The sequence below is a fragment of the Robiginitalea sp. SC105 genome (assembly GCF_014243345.1).
In the GTDB taxonomy this organism is placed as follows: domain Bacteria; phylum Bacteroidota; class Bacteroidia; order Flavobacteriales; family Flavobacteriaceae; genus Robiginitalea.
This window is the reverse complement of record NZ_JACLZF010000001.1, coordinates 1488149-1504674: the sequence shown is the minus strand read 5'-3', so window position 1 is coordinate 1504674 and position 16526 is coordinate 1488149. Positions and strand designations below refer to the sequence as shown.

The 16526-nt window shown below is 58.9% G+C and carries 13 protein-coding genes; 10 read left to right on the top strand and 3 right to left on the bottom strand.

Going from position 1 to position 16526, the window contains the following annotated elements:
• The first annotated feature begins 9 nt into the window (after window positions 1–9).
• The 8 genes from H7F20_RS06650 to H7F20_RS06615 all read left to right on the top strand — a co-directional run bounded on the left by H7F20_RS06650 (window position 10) and on the right by H7F20_RS06615 (window position 9597).
• Complete coding sequence (locus H7F20_RS06650; RefSeq protein WP_221898691.1) at window positions 10–3153, top strand: PVC-type heme-binding CxxCH protein; 3144 nt, start codon at window positions 10–12, stop codon at window positions 3151–3153.
• A gap of 5 nt (window positions 3154–3158) precedes the next feature.
• Entirely contained in the window at window positions 3159–4136 is a 978-nt protein-coding gene (locus H7F20_RS06645; protein ID WP_185785326.1) for a ThuA domain-containing protein, read from the top strand.
• A gap of 163 nt (window positions 4137–4299) precedes the next feature.
• Window positions 4300–4473, top strand: coding sequence for a Lacal_2735 family protein (locus tag H7F20_RS06640; RefSeq protein ID WP_185785325.1), 174 nt, complete (start codon window positions 4300–4302; stop codon window positions 4471–4473).
• A gap of 21 nt (window positions 4474–4494) precedes the next feature.
• Entirely contained in the window at window positions 4495–5202 is a 708-nt protein-coding gene (gene folE, locus H7F20_RS06635; RefSeq protein ID WP_185785324.1) for a GTP cyclohydrolase I FolE, read from the top strand.
• 177 nt (window positions 5203–5379) lie between these two features.
• On the top strand, window positions 5380–6465 hold the full coding sequence (locus H7F20_RS06630) for an alkene reductase (RefSeq protein ID WP_185785323.1): 1086 nt from the start codon (window positions 5380–5382) through the stop codon (window positions 6463–6465).
• A gap of 167 nt (window positions 6466–6632) precedes the next feature.
• A complete protein-coding gene (locus tag H7F20_RS06625) occupies window positions 6633–7145 on the top strand; it encodes a hypothetical protein (RefSeq protein ID WP_185785322.1) in 513 nt (170 codons plus the stop codon).
• 155 nt (window positions 7146–7300) lie between these two features.
• Window positions 7301–9001 carry a GMC oxidoreductase gene (locus tag H7F20_RS06620; protein WP_185785321.1) on the top strand — a complete coding sequence of 567 codons (1701 nt, stop codon included), beginning with the start codon at window positions 7301–7303 and terminating at the stop codon, window positions 8999–9001.
• Between the two features lie 2 nt (window positions 9002–9003).
• The gene (locus tag H7F20_RS06615; RefSeq protein ID WP_185785320.1) at window positions 9004–9597 is read left to right on the top strand and encodes a gluconate 2-dehydrogenase subunit 3 family protein; all 594 of its coding nucleotides are present in this window, start codon (window positions 9004–9006) and stop codon (window positions 9595–9597) included.
• Window positions 9598–9636: 39 nt separating this feature from the next.
• Here the strand turns inward: H7F20_RS06615 and H7F20_RS06610 are convergent, their stop codons facing one another.
• Window positions 9637–11847, bottom strand: a complete 2211-nt coding sequence (locus tag H7F20_RS06610) for a molybdopterin cofactor-binding domain-containing protein (protein WP_185785319.1) — start codon at window positions 11845–11847, stop codon at window positions 9637–9639.
• A gap of 86 nt (window positions 11848–11933) precedes the next feature.
• The gene (locus tag H7F20_RS06605; RefSeq protein ID WP_185785318.1) at window positions 11934–12398 is read right to left on the bottom strand and encodes a (2Fe-2S)-binding protein; all 465 of its coding nucleotides are present in this window, start codon (window positions 12396–12398) and stop codon (window positions 11934–11936) included.
• A gap of 204 nt (window positions 12399–12602) precedes the next feature.
• Between H7F20_RS06605 and H7F20_RS06600 the strand changes: the two genes are divergently transcribed.
• Together H7F20_RS06600 and H7F20_RS06595 are read left to right on the top strand one after the other, a co-directional pair.
• Entirely contained in the window at window positions 12603–13868 is a 1266-nt protein-coding gene (locus tag H7F20_RS06600; RefSeq protein ID WP_185785317.1) for an NAD(P)/FAD-dependent oxidoreductase, read from the top strand.
• Between the two features lie 167 nt (window positions 13869–14035).
• Complete coding sequence (locus tag H7F20_RS06595) at window positions 14036–15334, top strand: prolyl oligopeptidase family serine peptidase (RefSeq protein ID WP_185785316.1); 1299 nt, start codon at window positions 14036–14038, stop codon at window positions 15332–15334.
• Between the two features lie 77 nt (window positions 15335–15411).
• On the opposite strand, the gene H7F20_RS06590 is transcribed toward H7F20_RS06595, so the two are convergent.
• Window positions 15412–16302 (bottom strand): MBL fold metallo-hydrolase, encoded by an 891-nt coding sequence (locus tag H7F20_RS06590; protein WP_185785315.1) that lies wholly within the window; start codon window positions 16300–16302, stop codon window positions 15412–15414.
• Window positions 16303–16526 lie beyond the last annotated feature (224 nt).

Below are 16526 nucleotides of genomic sequence, written 5' to 3'. Positions count from 1 at the left end.
CCCTTTCGGATGATGAAACAACGCGTTTTACACCTACCCGGACCCGGCCTGGCCTGGTTGCTGGCCGCCGTGCTCTTTTGGAGCTGCTCTCGTCCCGAACCCCTGGTGACCGTCCGCAGACAGGATACCCTGGTCCTGCTGGGCAACAACCTCCCCTCCCGGATGATGCAATTCGGATATTTCGAAACTGCCCTGCAGGCGGCCTATCCCGACAGCCTGCTGAGGATACGCAACATGGGGGACGGCGGCAACACCCCCGGATTCCGCCCCCATTCAGGACGCATGGAACCCTGGGCCTTCCCCGGGGCCTCCGAATTGCTGAGCGAACTCTACCCCCCTTCCGGCAGTGAGGGGCATTTTGAAAGCCCGGACGAATGGCTCAGCCGGCTGGAGGCGGATATCATCCTCGCATTTTTCGGCTTTAACGAGGTGTTCCGCCCGGACGGCTACCAGGAGGTCACCCGGGAAGAGCTCAGCCGCTTTGTCACCCATACCCTCAACCGGAAGTATCACGGCGGGGCCTCCCCCCGGCTCGTATTGATCTCCCCTACTGCCCTGGAGGAACACAACGGCGGGCCGGACCTGCCCGAAGTGGGCACCACCAATCGAAAGCTGGAGGCTTACACGGAAATGATGGCGGCAGTCGCCGCTGAAAAGGACATCCCCTTCGTGGATGTTTTCCACCCTTCGCTGCAGTGGTTTGCCGGGGCGGACAACCTCACCATTGATGGTTTGCAGCTCAACGATGCCGGGTACCGGAAACTGGCTGCCTTCCTGGCCGAAAAGGTCTTCGGGGTTACGGGTGAACTTCCCGGGGATGGCCCGCTACTGGCTGCCGTAAGGGAAAAGAACTGGTTCTGGCACAACGATTTCAAGATCCCCAACGGGGTTCATGTCTACGGGCGTCGCTACGACCCGTTTGGGCCGGACAACTACCCCTACGAACTCGAAAAGATCCGGCAGATGACGGCGGTACGGGATACCGCCATCTGGGAAGCGGCATCCGGAAGGGTTTTCGACGTGGCCGCGTCCGATTCGCGGACACGTCCCCTGCCACCGGTAACGAGCAACTACAAACCGGATGCCTACGGCCACGGGGGCGGAACGTACCTCTATGGGGAGGAGGCGCTGCGCACCTTTACGATGGCCCCCGGGTATGAAATATCCCTTTTTGCCTCGGAAGCGGAATTCCCGGAGCTGGCCAACCCGGTACAATTGTCCTTTGACGATTCCGGCCGGCTTTGGGTGGCGACCATGCCTTCCTACCCGCATTACAAGCCCGGGGATTCCAAACCAAATGACAAATTATTGATCCTGGAGGATACCGACGGCGATGGTCGAGCAGATACAGTGAAAACCTGGGTAGACGGACTCCATCTGCCCGTGGGCTTTGAACTGAGCCCGGAAGGCGTCTATATCTCCCAGGGGACGCACCTCAAATTGTTCCGGGACACGGACGGGGATGACCGTGCCGATACGGAGGAAATCGTCTTCAGCGGTTTTGACGACCACGACACCCACCACGCCATCAGTGCCTTCACCACCGATCCCAGCGGGGCCATCTATATGGGAGAAGGCACTTTCCTGCATACGAATGTGGAAACCCCCTATGGGCCGGTCCGGGGCACCAATGGGGGCTTTTACCGGTTCAACCCGGCCCGCCGGCACCTGGAACGCACCGCACAGCTCCCCATTCCGAACCCCTGGGGGATCGCTTTTGACGCCTGGGGCCAACCCTTTTTCCTGGATACCTCCGGGCCTGCCCTCCGGTGGATGCTGCCCGGTACCCTGGCTCCCCAGTACGGTATCTCCAACCCGTTGCCGGCTGACCTGGTCCCCGACCCCCACAAGGTACGGCCCACCTCGGGGCTGGAATTTGTCTCCAGCCGGCATTTCCCGGATTCCGTGCAGGGGGATATCCTCCTGTGCAACGATATCGGGTTCCTCGGGATCAAGCAGCATGCCGTCCGGGAAGCCGGCACCGGTTTTTCCCTGGAATTCCGCCAGGACCTCCTGCGGAGCAGCGACCCGAACTTCCGGCCTGTTGACCTGGAGTTTGCCCCGGATGGCAGCCTCTATGTGGTAGACTGGCACAACATCCTCATCGGGCATATGCAGCACAATGCCCGGGATCCTTACCGGGACCACAGCCATGGCCGGATCTACCGGATTACCCATACAGGCCGGCCCTTGCTGGACCCTCCCCCACTGGCAGGTGCCTCGTTGGAAGAATTGCTCGAGGCGCTTCGGAGCCCGGAATACCGGGTGCGGTACCGGGCGCGCCGGATCCTCCGGGGTAAAGAGCCGGAAGCCGTATCGGCCGCGCTCGCCCGATGGGCACAGGACCTGGACCCGGGGGACCCCGGGTACGAACACCACCGGCTGGAGGCGCTCTGGGCCAGTTGGGGCATCAACCGCCTGGATACGGGCCTGTTGCGGGAAATACTCGTATCGGACGACCCACGTGTACGGGCTGCCGGGGTACGTGCAGTGCGTTATAACCTGAACAGGGTACCCAATTTCAGGGAGGTTTTTGCGCAAACCGCCCGGGACCCGAATGGCCGGGTGCGGATGGAAACCCTGGCTGCGGCTTCCTGGCTGGAGGCAGAACCGGCCCGGGAACTGCTGGGTATCCTGGGCGCATCCGGAATCGACAGCTGGAACCGGGATGCCTTCCTGGCCGTCAGCGAACGGATCAGCGGAAAGAAACAGGGGGATGTGGAGGAAACCCTCCCCGTCCCTGAACACCTGGATGCCCGCGACAGCACGCTGTACGTGAAAGGGCGGGAAATCTATTTCAGGGAGGGGTATTGTGCCACCTGCCACCAGGAAGACGGACAGGGCCTGCCGGCCTCCGGCTTCCCGCCCCTGGCCAGCAGCTCCTGGGTCACCGGCTCCGGGGAACGGCTGATCAAGGTGACCCTCAAAGGCCTGCAGGGACCCCTGATGGTGAATGCCGTCGCCTACGACGGGAAGGTGCCGATGACGGCTTTTGAAGGGCTCCTCACGGACGAGGAAATAGCCGCAGTGCTCACCTATGTGCGGAACAGCTTCGGAAACCGCGCCGACCCGGTCCACCCGGAAAAAGTAGCCAAGGTCCGGGAGGCCGAAAAGGATAAAAAAGGATTTTACCAAACCAGCGAACTAAAGTAAGCACCATGCAAAACCTGACCCGATGGACCCTCCTGCTGATTGTTTTCGCCTTGTGGTCCGGCTGCGGGGAATCCCCCCGGGAAAACAGCCCCGGAACTGAAAGTGCCGATCCGCCCCATATCGTGTTCGTAATCGGGGACGAGGAATACCGCTCGGAAGAGTCCATGCCCATGATGGCCGGAATCCTGGAGCGGGAACTCGGGGCCCGTATCAGCCTCTGCTTTTCGGTAGATTCGGCCGGGGTCATCGACCCGAACCGGCTGGACCATATCGAGGGCCTGGAGGCCCTGGACAGTGCGGACCTGATGGTGCTGTTTACGCGCTTCCGGGCACTCCCGCCATCCGAACTGGAGCATATCACCCGGTATGCCGAATCGGGCAAGCCCATGGTCGGTTTCCGCACGGCCACCCACGCCTTCCTGTACCCGGACTCCACGGAACTCGCAGTGATGAACAACGAATGGCCGACCCGGGTTTTCGGGCAGCAGTGGATTACGCACCACGGGCATTTTGAGGATGGGGAAGGGCCCCTCACAGCCGTCTACCGGCCCGATGGTACAGAACACCCCATCCTCAGGGGCGTGGACGACTTCCAGGCGTATTCCTGGCTCTACCACGTGGACGGGGGTGACTGGAAACTCGCCGGGGATTCCAACCCCTTGCTAATGGGACGCTCCCTCCGGTCGAAGCACGAAATGGAAGGCCGCCTGGACCGATTCCCCCTGGTCAACCCGGTTGCCTGGACCAAAACGTACACGGGGGCATCCGGTCAGGCCGCCCGGGTATTCTTTACCACCCTGGGCCACCCCTATGACTTCAGGAACCCCAATATGCGGCGGCTGGCACTAAATGGCATGTACTGGGCACTGGGCAAACCCATCCCGGAAGAGGCGGATGTTACCTATGCCAATACCTACCAGCCTAACAACTCCGGTTTCGGGGACGTCTACAAAAAAGGGCTGCGCCCCGGTCAATTCCAATAGCATCAATAAACCCGGTCCTTTTGGGGAGCGGGTTTGGCCATACACATGGAAGGCCCTGATCCGGCCTTTTCCTGCCGGACCAACCACGATTTTCAAAATTTTGTTTATTGTTTAACACTATTTGTTAGACATTATGGGTAATTTCCCCCTAAATATTGATGTGATGTTTGGAATGTTCAAATCCCGTTCACCTCGGCAGAAACTCGAGGACAAATACAAAAAACTGATGGCCGAAGCCCATGCCCTATCCCAGACCAACCGATCCCAGGGAGATGCAAAGTACGCTGCAGCCGAAGAGGTAATGAAACAAATTGAATCCCTGGAATCCAATCGCTAAAGGTTCCCCAAAAATATAGCTATGAGTAAAGTGACCACAACGCTTCCCAAGCCCCTTAATGGCAAAATCAAGCCCCTTAACGGAAGTATCAGCAAAAACCGCGAATCACAGGCATTGCCGGAGGGCATGCAGACCCCGATGCGGGAAGACGCCTTTGAATTGAGCGATACGGAAAAAAAGGCGCAGATCGCCTTTTATTTTGAAAGGATCATGGAAACCCTGGGCCTGGACCTCGACGACGACTCCCTGCGGGATACACCGGCGCGGGTGGCAAAAATGTTTGTGGAGGAAAGCTTTTCGGGACTTGACCCCAGGAACAAACCCAGTATATCGCTCTTCGACAACAAGTATCAGTACGGGCAGATGCTGGTCGAGAAAAACATCCAGTTCTACTCCAATTGCGAGCATCATTTCGTGCCTATATTCGGTAAGGCCCATGTGGCCTATGTATCAAGCGGTCAGGTAATCGGCCTGTCCAAACTGAACCGGATTGTCCAGTACTACGCCCGCCGCCCGCAGGTACAGGAACGGATGACCTGCCAGATCGGAGCCGAACTGCAAAATATCCTGGGCACGGAAGACGTGGCAGTCATCCTGGACGCCAAACATCTGTGCGTCGCCTCCCGGGGGATCCGCGACGACTGTTCCGCTACCGTCACCTCCTTTTACGGCGGCTGCTTTGAACGCCCCGAAAAACTCGCCGAACTGCAGTTTTACCTGAAGGATTAAACCGCCGCTAGGGCTGTGAGCCGGAAACCCGGCAAATCGGAAAGCGCGATCTGCCGGTATGCGCTCCCGGGCTGAAGGCCCATACGGCCCGGATGCGGCCCACTTTAACTATTTACAAATTCGTCGGGGGGGCAGGGCCTGCAGGCCTGCCCCCCCGGGCCCTAAAAACAACTATCCATGTCAAAAATACTATTTGAACCCTATGATCGGATGAATCTTAAAAATCGCGTGGTAATGGCTCCCATGACTCGGAGCCGGGCCACTGCGGACCATATCCCGACCCCGCTCATGGCCGAGTACTACGGGCAGCGTTCGGGCGCTGGCCTGATCATCACGGAGGGGACCGCACCCTCCCCCAACGGCGCGGGCTACCCGAGGATACCCGGCATCTACACGCCGGAACAAATGGAGGCCTGGAAGCCCATCCCGGAGGCCGTCCATAAAAATGGTGCCAAGATCTTCCTGCAACTCATGCACACGGGGCGCATCAGCCATCCCGGCAACATGCCCGAAGGATCCCGGGTACTCGCTCCGTCTGCCATTGTCGCCCAGACCACCAAAATGTATGTAGACGGCAAAGGCGAACAACCCCTGCCCACTCCGTCTGCCATGACCGGGGAGGATATCCGCAATACCATCGCCGAATATGTGCAGGCCTCCGAATGGGCCGTTGAAGCCGGGTTTGACGGGGTGGAACTGCATGCCGCCAACGGCTACCTGATCGAACAATTCCTGAACCCCGGTTCCAACCAGCGGACGGATGCCTATGGGGGGTCCCCTGCCAACCGGAACCGGTTTGCCCTGGAGGTTGCGGAAGCCGTATGTTCGGCCATCGGCGGGGACCGGACCGGTATCCGGTTGTCCCCGAACGGCGTATTCAATGACTTGTCCGGCTTTGACGGGCAACACGAGCAGTTTGACGTACTGGCCTGGAACATGGATACCCTGGGGCTGACCTACCTGCATCTGGTCAACCACGAAGCCATGGGCGCGGCTCCCCTGCCCGATGAAATTCGCAGGAGCATCCGCGACCGGTTCACCGGCACACTGATATTGTCCGGTGGCTATGATGCCGAAAAGGCAGAGCGCCACCTGTCGGCAGGGTTCGGCAACCTGGTTGCCTTTGGCCGTCCGTTTATCGCAAACCCCGACCTGGTTGCACGGATGAAGCACGGGGAACCGCTCAACGACCCGGATTTCGATACCTTCTATACTCCCGGGGCCAAGGGGTACACGGATTACCCCAAATTGCAGAAAGCATGATACAGGCATCCGCCGCATCATAACCAACCTGGATCCGGGGACCCGGCGGTGACCACCGGGGCCTGTCACTCTGGGATTACAACGGCATACAGGGGTTTCACAACAAAAGGGGGTGCCCGAGGGCATAAAACCGGGGCTGTCGCGTTTGAGTAAATAAATTTACCTTCATGCAACGCCAATTACTCTTTTTTGCCGGGCTGCTTTTTGCCTGCGGGGTGCACGCCCAACAGGGGTTTAAAATCGGGGCACACGGCTCGCTCCCGGTAACTTCTGAGGTCAACGACGTGGTCAGCCTTTCGGTGGGCCTGGATGCCGGTTACCTGGCCGCCCTCGGGGAGGTCGTGGACCTCGGTGCCATGACCGGCTTTATAAACGGTTTCCCGGAAAAATTCGACAATGGCGGGGTGGACCTGCCCAATGTCCAATTCCTGCCCCTGGCGGCAAGTGTGCGCATCTGGCTTTCCAACTCGTTTTCCTTTGGGGGAGACCTCGGGTATGCACTCGGGCTCAACGACGGCAACGACGGGGGCCTCTACTACAAGCCCGTTATCGGCTACCTCATGGGAGCCCAGACGGAGATCAACCTCAGCTACACCGGAATCGAAACGGAGGGTACGCCCTGGGCGACCGTCAACCTGGGCTTCCTGTATACCTTCCCGGAGGCCAACCGCTTCCGCTGAAAATACCCGGATCCCGGGCCTGCTTACAGGAACTACCGGGATATGCCTTCCTGCCGGGGAATGTCCTTTCCACCGGCCGGATCCCCCTGCCCGCAAAATGCCGAAAAGGCAGAAGCCTTATTTTGCTATCTTAGTTGGCAACAAGATTTACTGAAATGGCAAATTACAATATCGATGCCCGGAAAGAGATGACCTACGATGCCATCGTGATCGGTTCGGGGATCAGCGGGGGCTGGGCCGCCAAAGAACTTTGCGAGAAAGGCCTGAAGACCCTCGTGCTGGAACGGGGGCCCATCGTGGAACACGTGGCCGACTACCCTACCATGAATTATGACCCCTGGGACATGGAACTCAGGGAAGCCCTCACCCCCGAGGAAAAACAAAAACACTACAAAGGTATCCGATCCGGCTTTATCGGCAAGTCCGTGGAGCATTTCTTTGCAAATGACCAGGAGAACCCCTATACGGAAGTAAAACCTTTTTTGTGGATCCGCGGGCACCAGATGGGGGGACGGTCCCTGCTGTGGGGAAAACAGACCTACCGCTGGAGCGACCTAGATTTTGAGGCCAATGCCCTGGACGGGTATGGGGTGGACTGGCCCATCCGGTACCGGGACATAGAACCCTGGTATACCCATGTGGAAAAATTCGCAGGGATCAGCGGGGAGGCGCTCGGGCTGCCCCAGCTGCCGGACAGCCATTTCCTGCCCCCGATGGAGCTGAACTGCGTGGAGAAACACGTAAAAAGCCGGATTGAGGACCAGTTCCCCGGCCGCCATATGATCATTGGGCGCGTTGCCCACCTGACCCAACCCCTCAACGGGAGGGGCCAGTGCCAGTACCGGAACCGGTGCAGCCGGGGATGCCCGTACGGGGCCTACTTCAGCAGCAATGCCGTCACCCTGCCGGCCGCCCAGGCCACGGGGAACCTCACCATACGCCCCTACTCCATTGCGCAGTCCATCCTTTATGACGAGGCAAAAGGGCAGGCGAGCGGGGTGCGGATCATCGATGCGGAGACCGGGGAGTCCATGGATTACCACTCCCGCATTGTCTTTTGCAATGCGTCTACATTGAGCACCACCCAGATACTCCTTAATTCCAAATCCAACCGGTTCCCGGAAGGGATGGGGAACGACAGCGGGGAACTGGGCCATAACCTGATGGACCACACCTACCGGATCGGGGCCACCGCCCGCGTACCCGGCTTCGAGGACAAATACTACAGCGGCCGCAGGCCCAATGGGATCTATATCCCGCGGTACGTGAATGTGGATGAGGCTTCCAAATCCAAGGATTTCCTGCGGGGGTATGGATTCCAGGGAGGTGGCTACCGGGGCGGGAACGTGGCAAACAGCCAGAAAATCGGGGCCGGATTCAAGGAGGAAGTACTCAGGCCCGGACCCTGGGAGTTCTTCATTACCGGGTTTGCAGAATGCCTCCCCTATCACGAGAACAAAGTTACCCTGGATACAACCAACACGGACAAATGGGGACAACCCACCCTGGCCATCGACTGTGAATTCAAGGAAAACGAAAAGGCCCTGAACCGGCAAATCCGCAAGGATGCCGTGGAAATGCTGGAGAAAGCCGGCCTGGAAGATGTCATGGGCTTCGACAATGAACACGAACCCGGCTATGGCATCCATGAAATGGGGACGGCCAGGATGGGCCGTGACCCGAAGACCTCCGTGCTCAACGGCACCAACCAGGTACACGGGGCCAAAAACGTTTTTGTCACCGACGGGGCCTGCATGACCTCCTCTTCCTGCGTGAACCCCTCCCTGACCTATATGGCACTTACTGCCCGCGCCGCAGACCACGCGGTTTCCGAACTTTCAAAATTCAATATCTGATTATGGACCGAAGAAGCGCCCTGAAACGGACCGGCATACTGGCCGGTGCCACCCTGGCCCTGCCAACTGCACTTTCCCTCCTGCAAGCCTGCCAGTCGGAAAACCGGCCCGAATGGACCCCGGAATTCCTTACGGCCGAAGAGGCCCTGCTCGTCAGTTCGCTGGTGGACACCCTCCTCCCGCGTACGGATACCCCGGGCGGGCTGGACGTAAAAGCCGATATGTTCATGGATAAGGTATTTGCCAGGACCTACGATGCGCAGTCACAACAGTACCTGAGGGAAAACCTCGCCTCCCTGGACGAAGCTTGCATAGCCGGCTACGGAGAGGCTTTTGCCGATCTTGGGGAAACGGACCGGGAGGCATTCCTGAAAGAAGAAGAGGCCCGGGGGGGAAGTTTTAACCCGGGCGTCTGGGGAACCTCCGTCGGGGAACAGGAACCCGTCAGCTTTTACCGGAACCTCAAGTCCATGGTGGTCTGGGCCTATGTGACCTCCGAGGAGGTAGGAAAAAATGTATTGAGCTACGACCCCGTTCCCGGTGCCTATAAGGGCTGCATCCCGCTTTCGGATGTGGGGTACCGCTGGAGTTTGTAATTCCCCAGGGCTTATTATAAGGACTGATTGTCCGGCGGCCTATCCGATTATTCGGCGTTCGCCGAAGAACGGCTGCTCGTAATACCGGTTGCCGGTAGCCCTGTAAAGTGCATTGGCCAGCGCCCCCTGCACAGGCGGCAGGGAGGGTTCCCCGAGCCCGGTCGGGTCGATGCCGTTATCCACAAAATACGTCTCAATGGACTTCGGGGCTTCCGAATTCCGGATGAGGCGGTACTTGTCAAAGTTGGTCTGCTCCGGACGTCCGTCCCGGAAGGTGAGCGCGCTGTAGGTAGCGTGGCCGATACCATCCACGATACCGCCCTCCACCTGGTTTTTTGCACTCAGCGGGTTGATCACGATACCGCAATCCACCGCACAGTAGACTTTATGTACTTTGGGGGCATTGGCCTCCACGGTCAGGTCCAGGACCTGGGCCACGTAGGAATTGTGGCAGAAATAGGCGGCGACGCCCCGCGACTGCCCGCTGGGTGGCCCGGCTTCCCAGTTCGATTTTTCCCGTACCAGTTTCAGTACCCCGGCATACCGCTCGGGGTCGTAATCGTTCTTTTCCGGGTCCCCGACAGGGTAGCTGATGGCCCGGTCAAACAGGGCGAGCCTGAATTCGATCGGGTCCTTCCCGGCTGCCTCGGCCACCTCGTCCATAAACGCCTGTTCGGCCCCCGCGATAAAGTTGGAACGGGGGGCGCGCCAGGCACCGGTAGTAACATCCGTGGGCAGGGCGTGTTTCTCCGCCCGGTAGTTGTCTACCGCCCCGGCCGGGAATCGGTTTTCGAAGACCAGGTCGTCATTGGTGCCGGCTCCCCGCACATGCCAGGCGATCAGGTTGCCATCCGCATCCAGGCCCGCCTTGTAGCGGATCTTGTACGACGGGCGATAGGTCCCCTGGGACATGTCGTCTTCCCGGGTGTATACCAGCTTGACAGGCGCCTGCATCTTCTGGGAAATCATGGCGGCTTCCACCGCAAAGGTCCCGTAGAGCCGGCGGCCAAAGCCACCGCCCATCCGGGTCATCATGATATCGATCTTTTCCTTGGGCATCTGCAGGACAGAGGCCAGGGTATTCTCCAGGAATTCAGGGGTCTGGATGGGCCCCAGCAATTCAGCCTTCTCCGGGGTCACATGGGCAAAGAAGTTCATCGGCTCCATGGTATTGTGGGCCAGGTAGGGGGCACTGTAGGTGCTCTCCACCACCTTGGCGGCCCTGGCAAAGGCCTGCTCCACATTGCCGTCATTCCGGGCCGGTGCATCCTGGGCGGTATCGAGCATTTTATTGAGTGCCTCCTCGTGGTAGGCCGTACTTTCCAGGTCCCCGTCTGCTTCCCATTCGGCCTGCAGGGCTTTTTTAGCCTGCATGCACTGCCAGGTGCTTTCGCCCACAATGGCCACCATCTCGGGGATGGCACCCCCGTCGGACCATTGCCTTTCGGCACCTTCCGGGTATACGACGATGGGGAACGCATCACGGATGCCCGGCATGGATTTGACGGATTCCGTATCGGCGGATTTCAGTTTCATGCCAAAGGCAGGCGGGTGGACGATCATGGCGATCAGCATCCCGTCCCGATTGACATCCAGGCCAAACAACGGTTGGCCGGTGACGATTTTTTTACCGTCCACATTTTTCTGATCCGTGCCGATGATGGAAAAATCCTTCGGGTCTTTCATTTCAACTTCCTCCGGGACCTCCAGGGCTGCGGCCGCAGAGGCCATCTCGCCATAACCGGCGGACTTGCCAGAAGCTTCATGGTGCAGCATACCTGCGGAGGTAGTGATCTCGGCAGCAGCAACCCCCCAGGCCTGGGCGGCTGCTTCCCGGAGCATTTGCCGGGCGGTGGCCCCCGCCAGGCGCAGGCCTTCCCAACCCTGACGGATGGACTGGCTGCCCCCCGCGAGCTGGCGCGTGAAGATGTCGGTATTCAGCGGTGCCTGCTCTACGATCACGTCCTTCCAGGCCGTATCGAGTTCATCGGCCACGATCATGGGCATGGCCGTTTTTACGTTCTGTCCGATCTCCGGGTTGGGCGACATGATGGTCACCAGACCGTTGTCCCCGATTTTGAGGAACCCGTTGATTTCGAACCATTCATCGGGCATGGCCAAAGCGGCCTCCATGGCTGCCTGGTCCTTGCAGGAGGCCAGCCAGCTGAAGCCAAGCACCATGCCGCCACCGGCAAGGGCCGATGATTTGATGAACGAACGCCGTCCTATGGAAGTTTTAACAAGTGTCATTTTCTCTGGTTTTCTTTAATAAATCAATAAGGTTTCCGGTCGGGTACCGGTTGCAGATCCCACGGGGCCACTCGGGCATGATTCCCTCAGGAGGCCTGTTCTTCGGCAGCCATCTTGATGGCTTTCTTGATGCGCACATAGGTGCCGCATCGGCAAATGTTTCCATTCATCGCGGATTCGATATCCGCATCGCTCGGGCTTGGGTTGCTTTTGAGCAATGCCGCAGCCGACATGATCTGGCCGGCCTGGCAATACCCGCATTGGGGGACGTCCACCTCCAGCCAGGCTTTCTGCACCGGGTGGTCCCCATTTTCGGAGAGCCCTTCGATGGTGGTGACTTCCTGGTTGCCCACCGAGGAAACCGGAAGGGAACAGGAACGCATTGCGGTGTCACCCAGGTGCACCGTGCAGGCGCCGCACTGGGCAATCCCGCATCCGTATTTGGTGCCGACCAGTTTCAGGTGATCACGCAGGACCCACAATAGGGGTGTGGAAGGGTCCACATCTACTTCCATGCGGGTTCCGTTGATTTTCAGGTTATAAACTGCCATGGATAAAAATTTTGCAATAAGTTAATCAGTTTGCGTCAAACTCCCGGGCCCGGGAACCCATTCCTTCGCCCAATCGCGCAAGATTTAACAAAAATTAACAAAGGGGCGACCGGCTTCGCCGGGGCTTCTGATGCCAGGACGCAACCCTGCCAGTTTCGTACCCGGCACCGGCATCGTATATTAGGCGCACCTATTGGCAAACACATGGCAGAAAGAACGAGGATCGTAATCGTCGGGGCAGGCTTCGGCGGGATTGAACTGGCCAAGGCCCTCCGGCGGTTGCCGGTGGATGTCCTGCTGATCGACCGGAACAACTACCACAACTTCCAGCCGCTGATGTACCAGGTGGCGACCGGGGGCCTGGAACCCGACAGTATCGCCTACCCGGTGCGGCGCATTTTCCGAAAGTACCGGAATGTCAGTTGCCGGATGGCCGAGGTACGGCTGGTCGACTGGGAACGGAGCCGGCTGTTCACCTCCATCGGTACGGTCCCGTACGACTACCTGGTCATTGCCACCGGCAGCCGCACCAACTATTTCAATTTTGAGGACGTCAAGGAGAAAATGCTGACCCTGAAATCGCTCCCGGATGCCCTCAACATCCGCAGCTACGTATACCAGAACCTCGAAAAGGCCATTGCCAACTACAGCGGGGAGCCCCTGGAAGAGATCATGAACGTGGCCATCGTTGGCGGGGGCCCGGCCGGCATCGAACTCGCCGGTGCCCTGGCCGAAATGAAAATACACGTGATCCCGAGGGACTTCCCGGACCTGGACACCTCCCGCATGAGCATCAACCTCTACCAGAGCGGGGACCGGATCCTCAATGCGATGTCCGAGCAGGCTTCTGCAAAAGCCCTTGAATACCTCAGCGACCTGGGTGTGAATGTCCTGCTGAATTCCCGGGTGGCAACCTACAAAGACGATCAGGTATTCCTGGAAGACGGCACCCGGTTTCCCACGGATACCGTAATCTGGACGGCCGGGGTGACCGCCTCCCCCCTCGAGGGCCTCCCGGAATCCTGCGTCCTGAAAGGAAACCGGCTGTTGGTGGATGCGATGAACCGGGTCAGCGGCCTTGACAATGTATTTGCCATTGGCGATGTGGCCGCCTGCACCTCCGTGGAAAACCCCCGGGGCCTGCCCATGCTGGCACCTGTGGCGCAGCAACAGGGACGCCACCTGGCGCGTAACCTGGGCCGGTTGCTACGGCGGCAGGAACTGGTGGCTTTCAGGTACAGGGATCGGGGGGCCATGGCCACCGTGGGGCGTGGTCGGGCGGTTGCAGACCTCCCCGGATGGAAATTCCAGGGATCCTTTGCCTGGTTTGTCTGGATGGGCGTGCATATCTTTTCCCTGGTGGGATTCAGGAACCGGCTTTCCGCCCTGTACCACTGGGCCTTTAATTACCTCAGCTACGACCGGCCCCTCGGGCTGATTATCCGGCCTTACCGGCGGCAGTCCGATTAAACCATTTGGGTCAGGCGGGGTCTAATGCCATAGCTGTCTGCGACAGCTGAAGGTGCGCCACCCCCTATAAGGGCCCGAGCAGGCTAACCAGACCCGGGGATACCCGCCAGGATACAGATGGCGGCGACCACCCCTTCAATACGCTAAATAAACTAAACAAACACACCATGAAACGCTACAATTTTCTTCCGACCTTAACCTGCCTTTTTGCAATGCTGCTTGCATTTACCAACGCCTGGTCCCAATCCGCAACCCCGGGGACCTATTCCCTGGTGGTGGAAGGCTTTGACTGGGGGCCGGCCGTCAACAAGGTGGTTCTGGATATGGGTGAAAGCCTCAGCGAACCCCCGGGAGGGGAATTTACGGTTTCCGCCAGCCGCAGCACGGACCTTGCGGAGATTCCCGAGGCCTTGGCATCCGGGAAACGCACCGTGCTGAGCACCTACCTCTCGGACGCTTCCGGCAACCGCACCCCAGACGGCTCCCACCTGACCCTGGTCCTTGAAGTGGGCCCGCGCCTTGGGCTCGGTTCCCCTTTCCACTATGCCCAGAACGAAAAGGTGAGGGGGAATTTCTGGGTGGATTATCAGGTCTCGGTGACCCACCGGCCCAGCCTGAGGACCTGGAACCGGCAGTCCGGGAAGATCATGCCGCTGGTTGACCGCTTTGACCTTACCGGCAAATACGAATATGCCCCCGGAAAACAGATGTCCTATGCGGCGTACACCCCGGAATCCGGAAATGGGAAAAAACCGCTGATTATCTGGTTGCACGGCGGCGGTGAAGGCGGAACAGACCCGACCATTGCCCTGTTGGGCAACCGCGCTGCCAATTATGCCTCGGAAGACATACAGGTCCTTTTCGGGGGCGCCCACGTACTGGTGCCCCAGGCGCCTACCTTCTGGATGAACCGCGAAGGGGGCGGGTATACGCGGGGCGATGCGGAAGACATCTACAACGAGGGTCTGCTGGCGCTCATTAAAAATTACGTCGCCGACCACGCGGATATCGACACTGACCGGGTTTATGTAGGGGGTTGCAGCAATGGGGGGTATATGAGCCTGAAATTATTGCTGAAAGACCCGGGGTATTTTGCGGGGGCTTACATCAGTGCGCTGGCCTACCATTCGGAATATCTGAGCGACAGCCAGATCAGCAGCATCCGCAAGGTCCCCATCTGGTTCATGCACGCCAAAGACGACCCCGTCACCAAACCGGAAGATACCGTGGTGCCCGTATACAACCGGCTGGTTGCCGCCGGCGCACGGAATGTCCACTTTTCCTATTTTGACCATGTGGTGGATATAACCGGGATTTACGGAGGCCCGGGATTCCATTACAGCGGCCACTGGTCCTGGATCTATTCCCATGCCAATATCGCCCGCCACGACCTGGACGGGGGCCCGGTGCTGGTGGATGGCCGGCCCGTGACCGTGATGGAGTGGCTGGCTGCCCAGGAAAAATAAGGTAGCGCCTGCTGGGGATTCCTGTTCTCCTAGGAAATGACCTGTCCCGTGACGTTTGACACCGGGTGCGGATAAATTCAGTCCGCGGTCTCGAAGGCGAACTGCACAATCTGGGCCGGGCCGATGAAGCCCTGCCCTTTGGCAGCGTCCCATTCTTTGGTCAGCCCCATGGCCTGCACCTCCTCTAGGGATTTCCCGCTGTCGCGGGCCTGTTTCACGCGTGTCCGGATGGCCGATAGCATATCGCGGAAGGCAATCAGGTCGGTGCGCCCCATCACCGGGCCGTGACCCGGGATGATTTTCGTCTGGTCATCCACAATGAATAGGGCCATGTTCAGGTTCCTGATCAGCCCGTCGATATCGCCCCCGGAGCTGATATCGATAAACGGGTACCCGTCCACAAAGTTATCCCCCATATGTATAGCATTCTCCTGTGGAAAGTAGCTGTAGGAGTCCCCGTCCGTATGGGCAGGGTCCACATACATCAGGTGCAGGCTGCGGTCAGGGCCCAGGTGGATGGTCATTTCCTCACTGAAAGTGATCTTGGAGAGAGCCCCGTAAGGCGCCGGTTCAGAAACGCCCCGGTCCCCCCGGTCGGTACGGGAGTTCATCCGCTTGCGCACGTTTTCATGGGCCACCAGGATGGCCCCCTGGGCGGCCAGGTTTTCATTGCCCCCCACGTGGTCGCCGTGCCAGTGGGTATTTACCACGAAGCGCACTGGCTTATCGGTGATGCCACGGATGGCGGCAAGGATCTTGTCGGTCAGCTGGGCGAACTGGTCGTCGATGACGTAGGCGTATTCCTCCCCCAGCGCCAGGCCGATGTTCCCGCCGGCTCCAAAAAGGACGTACAGGTTATCGGTTACTTTTTCCGGGGTAATCTGAACCTGGTCCCAGTCCCGTTGGGCAGGCAGCAGCTGCACAATAAGTAGGGCAACCGGCAGTAAAAGGGTTTTAAGTGTACGCATGATCTCCGAGTTTTAGGTATACGGAAGATACCAAAAACATCCGGTATGCCCGCCTTTATGAAATCTGATCATGGCTATCTTCCAAATAAGACTTTCCGGGCCAGAATTACTTATACCCCGGTAGTAAGGTATATAACCTGCCTTACCTTAAGGACGAGATCGAATTTTATTCCTAACTTCCTGATTGCTTTATTTGTCCCGTATTCTCCTAACATGCCTCACGG

What these genes read in the sequence shown, in the direction of transcription:
- H7F20_RS06650 (WP_221898691.1), top strand. Translation starts at nt 10, where the DNA reads ATGATGAAACAACGCGTTTTACACCTACCCGGACCCGGCCTGGCCTGG.
- H7F20_RS06645 (WP_185785326.1), top strand. Translation starts at nt 3,159, where the DNA reads ATGCAAAACCTGACCCGATGGACCCTCCTGCTGATTGTTTTCGCCTTG.
- H7F20_RS06640 (WP_185785325.1), top strand. Translation starts at nt 4,300, where the DNA reads ATGTTTGGAATGTTCAAATCCCGTTCACCTCGGCAGAAACTCGAGGAC.
- folE (WP_185785324.1), top strand. Translation starts at nt 4,495, where the DNA reads ATGAGTAAAGTGACCACAACGCTTCCCAAGCCCCTTAATGGCAAAATC.
- H7F20_RS06630 (WP_185785323.1), top strand. Translation starts at nt 5,380, where the DNA reads ATGTCAAAAATACTATTTGAACCCTATGATCGGATGAATCTTAAAAAT.
- H7F20_RS06625 (WP_185785322.1), top strand. Translation starts at nt 6,633, where the DNA reads ATGCAACGCCAATTACTCTTTTTTGCCGGGCTGCTTTTTGCCTGCGGG.
- H7F20_RS06620 (WP_185785321.1), top strand. Translation starts at nt 7,301, where the DNA reads ATGGCAAATTACAATATCGATGCCCGGAAAGAGATGACCTACGATGCC.
- H7F20_RS06615 (WP_185785320.1), top strand. Translation starts at nt 9,004, where the DNA reads ATGGACCGAAGAAGCGCCCTGAAACGGACCGGCATACTGGCCGGTGCC.
- H7F20_RS06610 (WP_185785319.1), bottom strand. Translation starts at nt 11,847, where the DNA reads ATGACACTTGTTAAAACTTCCATAGGACGGCGTTCGTTCATCAAATCA.
- H7F20_RS06605 (WP_185785318.1), bottom strand. Translation starts at nt 12,398, where the DNA reads ATGGCAGTTTATAACCTGAAAATCAACGGAACCCGCATGGAAGTAGAT.
- H7F20_RS06600 (WP_185785317.1), top strand. Translation starts at nt 12,603, where the DNA reads ATGGCAGAAAGAACGAGGATCGTAATCGTCGGGGCAGGCTTCGGCGGG.
- H7F20_RS06595 (WP_185785316.1), top strand. Translation starts at nt 14,036, where the DNA reads ATGAAACGCTACAATTTTCTTCCGACCTTAACCTGCCTTTTTGCAATG.
- H7F20_RS06590 (WP_185785315.1), bottom strand. Translation starts at nt 16,302, where the DNA reads ATGCGTACACTTAAAACCCTTTTACTGCCGGTTGCCCTACTTATTGTG.